The organism is Jannaschia rubra, assembly GCF_001403735.1.
In the GTDB taxonomy this organism is placed as follows: Bacteria; Pseudomonadota; Alphaproteobacteria; order Rhodobacterales; family Rhodobacteraceae; genus Jannaschia; species Jannaschia rubra.
The window spans coordinates 39,903-50,384 of record NZ_CXPG01000005.1 but is presented as its reverse complement, the minus strand read 5'-3'; the positions used below and the strand labels follow the sequence as shown (position 1 = coordinate 50,384).

At 68.6% G+C, this 10,482-nt stretch carries 9 protein-coding genes and 1 pseudogene; 4 read left to right on the top strand and 6 right to left on the bottom strand.

Features of this window, described 5'->3' with window-relative positions; all coding sequences use genetic code 11:
• The 4 genes from JAN5088_RS00245 to JAN5088_RS00230 form a co-directional block, all read right to left on the bottom strand.
• Positions 1 to 198 (bottom strand): hypothetical protein (locus JAN5088_RS00245; RefSeq protein ID WP_144431837.1); only part of this gene is annotated, 198 nt, incomplete at its 3' end.
• 157 nt (positions 199 to 355) lie between these two features.
• A complete protein-coding gene (wrbA, locus tag JAN5088_RS00240; protein WP_055680803.1) occupies positions 356 to 958 on the bottom strand; it encodes an NAD(P)H:quinone oxidoreductase in 603 nt (200 codons plus the stop codon).
• A 40-nt stretch (positions 959 to 998) separates the two neighbouring features.
• The gene (locus JAN5088_RS00235; protein WP_055680802.1) at positions 999 to 1,409 is read right to left on the bottom strand and encodes a DoxX family protein; all 411 of its coding nucleotides are present in this window, start codon (positions 1,407 to 1,409) and stop codon (positions 999 to 1,001) included.
• A 256-nt stretch (positions 1,410 to 1,665) separates the two neighbouring features.
• Entirely contained in the window at positions 1,666 to 2,475 is an 810-nt protein-coding gene (locus tag JAN5088_RS00230; RefSeq protein ID WP_233489674.1) for a sulfotransferase, read from the bottom strand.
• 147 nt (positions 2,476 to 2,622) lie between these two features.
• Here JAN5088_RS00230 and JAN5088_RS00225 point away from each other — a divergent pair, with 147 nt between their 5' ends.
• The 4 genes from JAN5088_RS00225 to JAN5088_RS00210 are packed head-to-tail and all read left to right on the top strand — an operon-like array spanning position 2,623 to position 7,992.
• Positions 2,623 to 4,668, top strand: a complete 2,046-nt coding sequence (locus tag JAN5088_RS00225) for an HAD-IIB family hydrolase (RefSeq protein WP_055680801.1) — start codon at positions 2,623 to 2,625, stop codon at positions 4,666 to 4,668.
• Positions 4,665 to 5,834, top strand: a complete 1,170-nt coding sequence (locus tag JAN5088_RS00220; protein WP_055680800.1) for a glycosyltransferase — start codon at positions 4,665 to 4,667, stop codon at positions 5,832 to 5,834. Before JAN5088_RS00225 ends, JAN5088_RS00220 begins: the two co-directional genes overlap by 4 nt.
• Complete coding sequence (locus tag JAN5088_RS00215; protein WP_055680799.1) at positions 5,831 to 6,850, top strand: glycosyltransferase family 2 protein; 1,020 nt, start codon at positions 5,831 to 5,833, stop codon at positions 6,848 to 6,850. Before JAN5088_RS00220 ends, JAN5088_RS00215 begins: the two co-directional genes overlap by 4 nt.
• A complete protein-coding gene (locus JAN5088_RS00210) occupies positions 6,850 to 7,992 on the top strand; it encodes a glycosyltransferase (RefSeq protein WP_055680798.1) in 1,143 nt (380 codons plus the stop codon). The genes JAN5088_RS00215 and JAN5088_RS00210 overlap by 1 nt, the downstream gene beginning before the upstream one ends.
• Positions 7,993 to 8,105: 113 nt before the next feature.
• On the opposite strand, the gene JAN5088_RS00205 is transcribed toward JAN5088_RS00210, so the two are convergent.
• The gene (locus JAN5088_RS00205; RefSeq protein ID WP_055680797.1) at positions 8,106 to 9,719 is read right to left on the bottom strand and encodes a DEAD/DEAH box helicase; all 1,614 of its coding nucleotides are present in this window, start codon (positions 9,717 to 9,719) and stop codon (positions 8,106 to 8,108) included.
• A 185-nt stretch (positions 9,720 to 9,904) separates the two neighbouring features.
• Positions 9,905 to 10,378 (bottom strand): annotated as a pseudogene (locus JAN5088_RS19565) (transposase); the annotation flags it as partial.
• Positions 10,379 to 10,482 lie beyond the last annotated feature (104 nt).

Sequence of the window (10,482 nt, the reverse complement as noted above, 5' to 3'; positions counted from 1 at the left end):
GAGCTGCTGGTAGGGCTCGAACCGCAGGGCGTCGTCGACCGAAAGGTCCCCCGCCTCGGCCGACATGGTCATCTCGCCCATGTGGGTCGAGATCTGCCGCATCGCCCCCCGCCCCTGATCCCCCTCCGCCCGCAAGGCGGCGGGGCTCAGGGCGATGCAGGCTGCAAGCGGCAGGGCGAGGCGGAACGACAGGGGCATCGAGGGACTTTCGAAGGATTGCGTGGAACAAGACAACCTAGACCGTCCGGCCGGAAAAACCGCAGGTCAGGGCAGCGGGGTCGAGGTGACGGCGCAGGGGAGCACGGGAGACCCGCCGGGGGGCCGTCCCGGACGATGGCCCCCCGACCCCCCGGCCTCAGGCGTCGCCGGCCGTCAGCTTCCCCGCGACATCGACCAGGCGGCGGGCCTGGTGCGAGATGGCGGCCTGCACCTCCTCGGTGAACTCCGCGCCCGCGATGTGGCTGTAGCCGTAGGGGTTGCCCCCGGTCTTGAAGATGACGTCGTCGGTATAGCCCGGCGCCACCACGACCCCGCCCCAGTGCATGACCGTGGTGTAGAACGACACCAGCGTCGTCTCCTGCCCGCCGTTCACGTTCTGCGTCGAGGTCATCGCCGAGACCGGCTTGTTCGCCAGCCCGCCCCTGGACCAGATCCCGCCCAGCGTGTCGATGAAGGCGCGCATCTGGCTGGCCATGATGCCGAAGCGGGTCGGCGCCGAAATCAGATAGGCATCGGCCCATTCCATGTCCTCCACCGTCGCGTCGGGAACATCGGCACCCTTCTCGGCCTGGGCCTTCCAGGCATCGATGCCGGCGACGACCTCGGCCGGCGCGGTCTCGGGCGCCTTCAGCAACCGAACCTCCGCCCCCGCCGCCCGCGCCGCCTCGGCCGCGATCGAGGCCATCCGATGATTGGTCCCGTAGCTGGAATAATAGATGACAGCGAGCTTGACAGACATGGAAAGTCTCCTGTGAGGGGTGGGAAATGAGGGTACCGTATCAGACGCGTGCGCCCGACCGTTCGTTCCGAAGGGCGTCGATGCTCCAGGGCCCCGGCCCCGCGAAGACGAGATAGAGGAACACGAAGCAGTAGAGGATCGCGGCATCGCCGCCGTTGATCCCGGGAAAGACGCTTTGCGGAGCGTGCGCGATGAAATAGGCGGCGGCCATCAGGCCCGACGTCAGAAAGGCGACCGGGCGGGTGAACAGCCCGGCAATCAGCAGCCCACCCCCGACGAGTTCGATCACGCCGGCGATCCACCCTAGCGTGAAGGCGTCGGGCGTCCGACCGGTGTCTGGAAAGCCCAGGATCTTGTCGGTCCCGTGCGCGAAGAAGATGAGGGCGGCCACGATCCGCAGCAGGCTGAGCATGCGCGGCGCCCATATGGTTTCGAGTTGACGGTCGTTCATCGCAAATTCTCCTCGTACGGGGAAGGCCGGGCGCCGCCGCGCGACCTCATGGCCTCACAACGCCGGTAGTGGGCGGCCCGGGATCCTGGCTGGCTTGCCTCGCTTGCAACGTGAGATAAGGCCGGACCTTCCGCGGAAGAATACACATAATTCCGTATTGTTCGTTGCATCTGCCGCAATAGTGAAAGGGAATGAGCCGGCCCCGAAACTCCCCCAGGCAACCGCCCGCTTGCACGCGATCTTCCGCAGTCGCGCGTCAGTCCTTTCGCAGGCACGCCTCGGTCGCGGTGCGAACGGCGCGCAGGGGATGGCGGACAATCGGTGGCTGGCCTGCGAGTATTGCCAGCTTCGGCGCATAGCCCCAGCGGCCGGCGCGGTCGGCCTGCCCGTCCGTCAGGGGCGCGGCTCCGCGGTACTCGGCATTGCGGTTCGAGACGGTCTCCGCCGGGGGAACGGTCGGCGCGGGCAGGTCGAGGAACGCCGCGACGGCCGCGAGATGGGCCGCGGGCCGGTCCGTCAGATCCTCGTAGCGCAGGACCATGACGGAATGCAGATGGTCGAGGTCGATCGCCAGACGGTCGTGCGCGTCGAGCCAATGGTCGATCAGCGCCCGCGCGGGGGCGTCCACCCATTTCGCCACGGCCGCGGCGACCGCTTCGGGATGGCGCAGGACCACGACGAATTGCGACAGGGGAAAGAGCTGCTGCAGCAGGCGCATCCGCGTCAGGTTGACGGGCGACTTCTCAACCCGCCACGTGCCCGGGCCGAACCACGGGGCCCAATCCACCTCGAGCCTCTCACGTGTCGCCAGCCGGTTCAGGGGATGGTCTTCGGTCAGATGCTGGGCGGGATCGGTCGCGAAGTGCATCGGACGGCCCGACAGCGCATCGTGTGGAATGGCCCCCTGCAGATACGCGCCTTCGTTCTCCGGCACGGGCGCATCCTCGATCTGCGCGACCTGCGGAAGGGTGCCGATCATGCGGGACAGCAGGCTGGTGCCGGAGCGGTGCAGGCCCCCGACGAACAGGTAGCGATGACGGATCGCCGATTTGCCCGCGGCTCGCACAAGATGACATCCCAGGAGGTTGAAAGGACTCGCTTTGTTTTACTGGTCGCATCGCGCGATCGGGCGGTCAATCGCTTCGCCGCCGGCCTGTCGGATGGAACGCCCCCCCCGATTTCTGGTTAAGGGGTACTGCCATTGAGGATTGCCATGCACATCGTTCACGTTGCCCTTGGGGGCTGTCTGACGTTTCCCGACGTGTCGTATGGTATCACCGACGATACCGGTGGCCATATCGCCTATGTTCTCGGTGCCGCGCTGGCGCAGGCGCGACGCGCCGACGTGGCCCGCGTGGACATCGTGACACGTGCCTTCGATGACCCGACCCTCGGGCGCGACTATGCCCGTCTGTCGCAGCGGGTGAACCGGAAGACCCGCATCCTGCGGCTTGCGACACCCGACAGCCGGTATCTGGCGAAGGAAGCGCTGATGGCGGACCGTCCCGCGATGGGGCGGGCGTTTTCCCGGCTTATCTCCGGGTTCGAGCGCAAGCCGGACGTGATCCATGTGCATTTCGCGGATGCGGCCGCCGTCGTCCGGGATGCCGCCGAGGAGCACTCCATCCCTGTGGTTTATACGCCGCATTCGCTTGGGATCGATAAGCTCGGCTGCATGGGGGGGACTCCCGCGGCGGCCTTGACGACACGCATCGAGGAGGAGCGGGCCGCCCTGCGCACCTCCGACGCGATCGTCGTGTCGTCCCGCGATGAGGCGGAACGGCAGGTGGAGGACTATGGCGTCGATGTCGCGGCGCAGACGCACCGGATTCCGCCGGGCGTCATCCTGCCCCCGTCCGGGCCGGGCACGGCCGTGGCCCGCGCGCTGGTCGATCCGTTGCTCGACGACGCGGACAGGCCCATGATCCTCGCCATCGCGCGGCCGGTTCGCAAGAAGAACCTGGCGACGCTGATTCGCGCCTATCTGAACGATCCGCTTCTCTACGACCGTGCCAACCTCGTCATTCTGGCCGGGCAGCGCGGCCCCGACATCGTCCAAACCCCGGAAACGCGCGGGGTGATCGAGGAGCTGGAGCGTCTCGCCGCCCCGCATGCCGGCCGCATCGCCCTGCCGGCGCGGCATTCACCGGACGTCGTGGCGCAGCTCTACCGGCTGGCGCGCCAGCGCGGCGGCGTCTTCGTGAACCCGGCCCTGCACGAGCCCTTCGGCCTGACCCTGCTGGAAGCGGCGCAAGCCGGCCTGCCGGTCGTCGCCACGCGCGAGGGCGGGCCCGTGGACATCCTCGCGACCCTGGGTCACGGCGTCACGGTCGATCCCCGCGACGTGGAACAGGTGGGGACAGCCATCGCCGGCCTGCTTGGGGACCCGGCCCGCTGGACCGGCGCATCGCAGGCCGGCCGACGCAACATCGGCGCCTTCGACTGGGACGTCTGGGCCGGCCGGGCGCAGCGGGTCTATGGCGGCTTGCGTCGCCCTGCCCGTACGTTCGCCGCCCCCCGCCGCGTGCTGGCCTGCGACATCGACGGGACGCTGACGGGATGCCGCCGCTCGGCCGAACTGTTCCGCGACTGGGCCGAGACCCGCGACATTCCCTTCGTCGTCGCCACTGGCCGATGCATCAGCGAGGCGCGCGCCGTGCTGGCCGAGTGGTCCCTGCCCGAGCCGGATGCCTTCATCACCGCCGTGGGAACGGAGCTGCACCGTCATGGGCAGAATGGACGATTGATCCTTTGCCCGGACTATGCCGCCGAGATCGGCCGCGACTGGGATCGCGCCGCCGTCGCCCGGGCGTTGGCAGAGGCGGCCGCCGCGATGCAGACCCCGATCGAGCAGCGCGGCTGGAAACTGGCCTGCTTCGGGAACGAGGCCGAAGCGGCCCGGATCCGGCGTCACCTGCAGGCGGCCGGCCTGAAGGCCCGCGTCGTGGCGTCGCATGAGCGACTGATCGACGTGCTGCCCCTTCACGGCGGCAAGGCGGCGGCGATCCGGGCCTTTGCGCGGCGGTACAACCTGTCCGCCGCCGATTGCATCGTCGCGGGAGACAGCGGCAACGATATCGACATGCTCACCGCCTGCGGCGACGGGATCATCGTCGGGAACGCCCTGCGCGAGCTTGACGCCCTGCCACCCCGCGCCGGTCTGTACCGCGCCCGAGGAAACCACGCAGACGGCGTGCTCGAAGGGCTGGGCCGGGCCGGTGTGCTCGTCCCCACCACCCCGGCGCGGGTGTCGGCATGAAGGATTTCGTCGCGTCATTCGGTCGCGGGCCGGATACGGGCCCCAGGCCGATCGGCTACTTCCTGCACCATCAGGGACGTGGCCATGCGGAACGTTGCGCAGCGATCGTCGACGCCTTGCCCGCCGATCGGCCCGTCACGATCTTCTGCGCCCGGCCGGAACTGGTGCGAACCGCGCATCCCGCCGCCGAAGTCATACGGATCCCGTCCCTCTTCGAGCCGACCGGGCAGGAACGCGCATCCGATTGGATACCCACGCCCGAAACGCTGCACTGTGCGCCGCTGGGATGGCCCGGCATCCGCGAGGCGATGGGGCGGATCGCAGGCTGGTTCGTCACGGCCGACCCCGCGCTGATCGTCTGCGACGTCTCCGCCGAGGTGGCGCAGTTGGCCCGCATCTGCTCCGTCCCGCATGTGAAGGTCCTGCAGCACGGGGATCGGACCGATGCGGGGCATCGCGCGGCCTATGACGGGGCGGCGGGCCTCATCGTGCCATGCGACGTCCGGCTGGCGCAGGAGGACTGGACGCCCGAGATGCGCGCCAAGGCGGTCTTCGCCGGCGGACTCGGGGCGGACACGGCCCTGCCCGACCGTGCCGAGGCGCGGGCCCGTCTGGGCATCGGCGCAGGGGAGGAGGTCGTCCTTGTCCTGTCAGGCGGCGGCGGGTCCGGCCTCTCCGCCGCGCCCCTTGCCCTCGGAGCCCGCGCCATGCCCCGGACCCGGTGGATCACCGTGGGACAGGTCGCCCGCGACTGGCACGCGACGGAACCCGCGAACCTTACGCACAAGGGATGGGTCGACGATATCCCGGCCCATCTGGCCGCCGCCGACCTGGTCGTCGCCTCGACCGGGAACACCACCTGCCAGCAGATCCTGGCCGCCGGGCTGCCGTGGATCGCCGTGCCGGAATGGCGGTATTTCGATGAGCAGATCGCCAAGGCGAAGGCGCTCGACGCGGCAGGCGTGGCCATGCACCTCGGGTCCATGCCCGCCTCGATCCCGGCATGGGAGGCGGCGATCGCCCGCGTGCGTCGGGATCACGACCCGGACCTTCAGCGCGACATGGTCCGGCCCGATGCCGCAGCCCATGTGGCGCGATGGCTGGACGCCCTGTGCCAGCGCCTTGACACCCCGCTTTCGCAGCCTGCAGCCGGAGCTTTGCCATGACAGATCCCGCCCCTTCCGTTTCCATCCTGACCCTGGCCCGCGGGCGCGAGGCGCACCTGCGCCACGTCATCGCCGGGCTGGCACGGCAGACCCATCAGCCCCACGAGATGATCATCGCCGTGATGCAGGACGCACCCTATACCGACCTGCCCGACACCGACTTCCCGATCCGGCAGATCCACATCGTCGACGACGAGCTGCCGCTGGCCCGCGCGCGCAACGCCGCGGGCGCGGCCGCGCAGGGGGACGTGCTGGTGTTCCTCGACGTCGATTGCATCCCGCATCCCGAACTGGTGGCCGACTATGCTGCACATACCGGAAAGGGCGACGGGCTGACGATGGGCGAAGTCCTCTACCTGCCCGCCGGCGCGACCGGGCCGGGCTGGACGGCCGAGACGTTCGACGCCGTCGCCGTGCGCCATTCCGACCGGCAGGGGCCGCCCGAGAGCGACCGCAAGCGCTGTGAGGACTACCGCTGCTTCTGGTCGCTGACCTTCGCGATGCACCGTGACGACTGGGCCGCCTCCGGGGGGTTCGACGAACGCTTCCGTGGCTACGGCGGAGAGGATACGGATTTCGGTCGGACGCTTCAGGAAAAGGGTATCCCGATCTGGTGGATCAGAGGCGCACGCTCCTATCATCAGCATCACGCCCACTGCATGCCGCCGATCCACCACATCGCGTCGATCCTGCGCAACACCGAGATCTTCGCCGCGAAATGGGGCCACCGGACCATGGAACACTGGCTGCACGGTTTCCGCATGATGGGCCTGATCGAGAATGGCCCCGACGGGCTGCGCCAGTTGCGCGAACCGGGACCCGAGGATTTCGCGCTCTGCGAACAACGCTCCGACATGCCCTATGCGGCGACCGGCCCGGTCATCCGCCTGCTGGAGGACCGGGAGCGTCGGATTGCCGGCACCGAAGACACGAGGACGATGGCCGAACGCCATGCGGAGATGACCCGCCTGCAGGCGGAGTTGCTGACCCCGGGCCGACGGATCGCGGCCGAGTGATGCGGATCGCCCTCGTCGCCCACATCCGGCATCCGATCGCGCCCCCCTTCGCGGGCGGGATGGAGGCGCATTCCTGGCATCTGGCCAGGCACCTCGCGGATCGGGGGCACGAGGTGACGGTCTTCGCGTCGGGCGACAGTGCGTCCGGGATGCCCGCGGGGGTGCGGATCCATGCCGTCCTGCCGGTTCATTACGACGCGGAGTTTCCGTGGCACCGGTATCACGGCACGACTGTCCTGACCGACCATCTCGACCACGCCTACGCGCGCGCGGCCCGCGACCTGCTGCGCGGGCGGTTTGACGTGATCCACAACAACGGCCTTCATCGCTTCATCCCGCGGCTGGCGGCAAGCGAGGGTCTGCCGATGGTCACGTCGTTGCACGTGCCGCCCTTCGACGTGTTGCGCCGCGCGGTGCACGACAGCGTCGCGCCGTGGGTTCGGTTCACGACGACGTCGCAGGTACAGGTGCGTCGCTGGTGGCCGAACGGCGCCCCGGCAGAGGCTTCGGTGCTGTCCAACGGCATCGACCTGGCCGACTGGCCCTATGTTCCACAGGGCGATGGCTCGGCCGTCTGGTGCGGACGGATCACGCCGACGAAGGGAACCCACCTGGCGGCGCAGGCGGCCCGTCTGGCCGGCGTGCCCCTGACGATCTTCGGCACGATCGAACATCGCGACTATTTCGAGGCTGAGGTCCGGCCGCATCTGTCCTCCGCCATCCGATACGGGGGGCATCTCGCCGGCCCGGCGCTGGCGCGCGAAGTCGGAAAGGCCTCGGCGCTGCTGTTCACTCCGCTCTGGGACGAACCCTTCGGCCTGGCGGCGATCGAGGCGATGGCGACGGGCCTGCCGGTGGCCTGCATCGACATGGGTGCGGTGCGCGAGGTGGTCGGCGACACGGGAACCTATGCCCCGCCGCACGACCCGGAGGCCTTGGCCGAAGCGCTGAAGGCCGCCATCGGGATGTCGCGACCGGCCTGCCGCGCGCGGGTCGAGCAGCACTTTTCGGTTCAACGGATGATCGACAGGGCGGAGGATATCTATACCGAGGCGATCGCCGGGCGACCGGTCCGCCGCCCGGGCCGCAGCTTTGCGCCCCATGAACTCCGCATCGCGCCGGGCGCGAGGCAGCTGGCCTAAGGTCGACGCGCCCGGAACCGGAGCAGGAGCAAGGAGGCCTCGATGCCTTTCGGCCCCGGCGCGGAGCCTGCGGCGCGAAATATCCGGTCTGCCGTCGCCGCATGCTTCGGCGGTCAGATCCGTTTGCCCGCATCGTATTCGCGCAGGATATGGCGATAGAGCCCGATGCCCAAGCGCGATGCATGGCCCGATTGTTCATCACCGTCGATCGTTCCGAAACCGCGCATGTCACGATCTTCGCGCGCGATGCGGAACCCCGCGCCGATGTCGGACATTTCGGCAAAGACCTGAAGGCGCCGGGCCGCGTCGGCCTCCGCCTCTCCGGTTTCGGCCGCGGCGGCATTTTCGCCTTCGATATCCGTCATCAGAAGCATCTTCGCGGCCACGTTCCCGCGCCCGATGCGACCGCGCAGTTGATGCAGCTGGGCCAGACCGAAAAGCTCGGCATCCAGCACGATCATCGTGTTGGCCCGCGGGTTGTCGAGCCCGCTCTCTATGATGGTCGTCGACAGCAGGACATCGACGTCGCCCTCCATGAACCGTGATATCCCTGTGTCGAGCACGTCGTCGTCCATCTGGCCATGAGCGAGAACATGGGAAAAATCGGCCCCCCGCTGCTCCAGCACGGCTTCGATCCGGCGGGCCCCTTCGATGCGCGGGCACACGACGAAGACCTGACCGCCGCGCGCGATCTCCTCCCCGATGGCGGTCTCGATGGCGGAGAGGTCGAAGCCGGAGATGCGGACCTCGACCGGCAGACGCGTCGCGGGCGCGGATGCGACGACCGAGACGTCCATCAATCCTATCTCGGCGGCGGCCAACGACCGCGGTATGGGCGTCGCCGTCATGCCCAGGACGTGGAGGCCCGGAACGAGGCCGCGCAGGTCGCGCTTCTGCTCCTGCCCGAACCGCTGCTCCTCGTCGATGATGGCGAGGGAAAGGGCCGCGAACGTCACGTCATCCGAAAGAAGAGCCTGCGTGCCGACGATGACTTTCGCCTCGCCCGACGCGATGCGGGCCAGGATCTCCGATCGCTCCCCGTCGGGTGTCAGGCGCGACAACTCGACCACCATGTCCTGCCCGAAACGCTCGCGCAGTGTGCGGGCATGTTGACGAACCAGCACGGTCGTCGGGGCGGCAAACAGCACCTGATGCCCGCTGAACGCCGCGGCCGCCGCCGCACGGAGAGCCACTTCCGTCTTGCCGAACCCCACGTCGCCGATCAGCATCCGGTCCATGGGCACGTCGCGCGCCAGGTCATCGAGGACGGCATCTATCGCGCGCGCCTGATCGGACGTCGGTTCATGGGCAAACCCTTTGGCGAAATCTTCCATCTCGCCCTGCGGCGGGCAGAGTGCCCGTGCCGGGTTCTCGCGCCGCGCGCGATCCTCCTCGACAAGCTTTGCCACGCCGTCGCGAAGCTCCGCGATCATTTCGTCGCGACGTCGTTCCCAATCTCCGGCCTTCAGCCGATCGAGGGTTACGTCACTCGCCGGAGCGCCGAAGGGCCAGAAGTCGCGTCCCGGCTCGGCGGGAAGCATCAGCTTGCCGCCATGGCGATAGATGAAGACATGAAGCGTCTGGTCTTCCCCTTCGATTTCGATCGTCTCTTCGCCGCCGTAACTGGCCAGACCGTGCTCGAAGTGCACGACGGCCTCGCCGGGCCGCAAGTCGCCGTCTCCGAACAGAAGCCTGCGGTCCCGGTCGCTCAGTCCGCCTTTCGCCATCGATCGTCCTCCCCCTCACGCCCGTCCGCGCAAGGGGCAGACCATAACGCGGAAGGGGGGATCCGGTTGCCAGTTCTGAAGGATGACGAAGGCGACTTGGACGAACCCTTCTTCGGATGGCGCCTTGAGGACCATGTTGCGTAGATCTCCTGGCGGCCGTTCTTCCCTTTCCCTGTCTGATGACAGCCAATGGGCCGCGTGACGGGGATGCCGAGAGCGGCGCTGCGGTCGAGGATCGCGCTGCGGACCTGAAGTTCGGCGGTCTGGCGTTCGAAATCGCGGCAGGCCGGTCTCGGACCCGGGAGGTTGACGCAGTTCATCCTCGTCTCGGCCAGGCTTCGACGGTGGGCCTTGATGCCGGTGCTGTCGACGAGCAGGAGCAGCGGCCCGCCCGACCCCCGGTGGGGCAATTGCACGGCCAGCCTCCTCTGACAGCGGCAGAACGTCGAAAACTCCGCGACCGGCGAGCCGAGGCTGGCAAGCTCCAGAAGACTCACGATACATTCGATCGTCTGACGCGGCGGCAGGCCAGACAGGACCTTGATCGTCGGACGGGCCTGGATCGCCGCGTCGGACAAGGTCTGCTGCCGTCCAGGCTTACCGGACGGCGCCGCGCGCAGGTCCGGGGGGCCGGTCAACGTTGCGGCGGGCGAAAACATGCTGCTCCGCGCTGCATAGTCCGGCGACGGTGACCGGGGCGGCGCATCGCGGCCGGAACGGGCATGGCAAGAACTGGACGCGCGAGGCGGAAACCTCTAGCCCC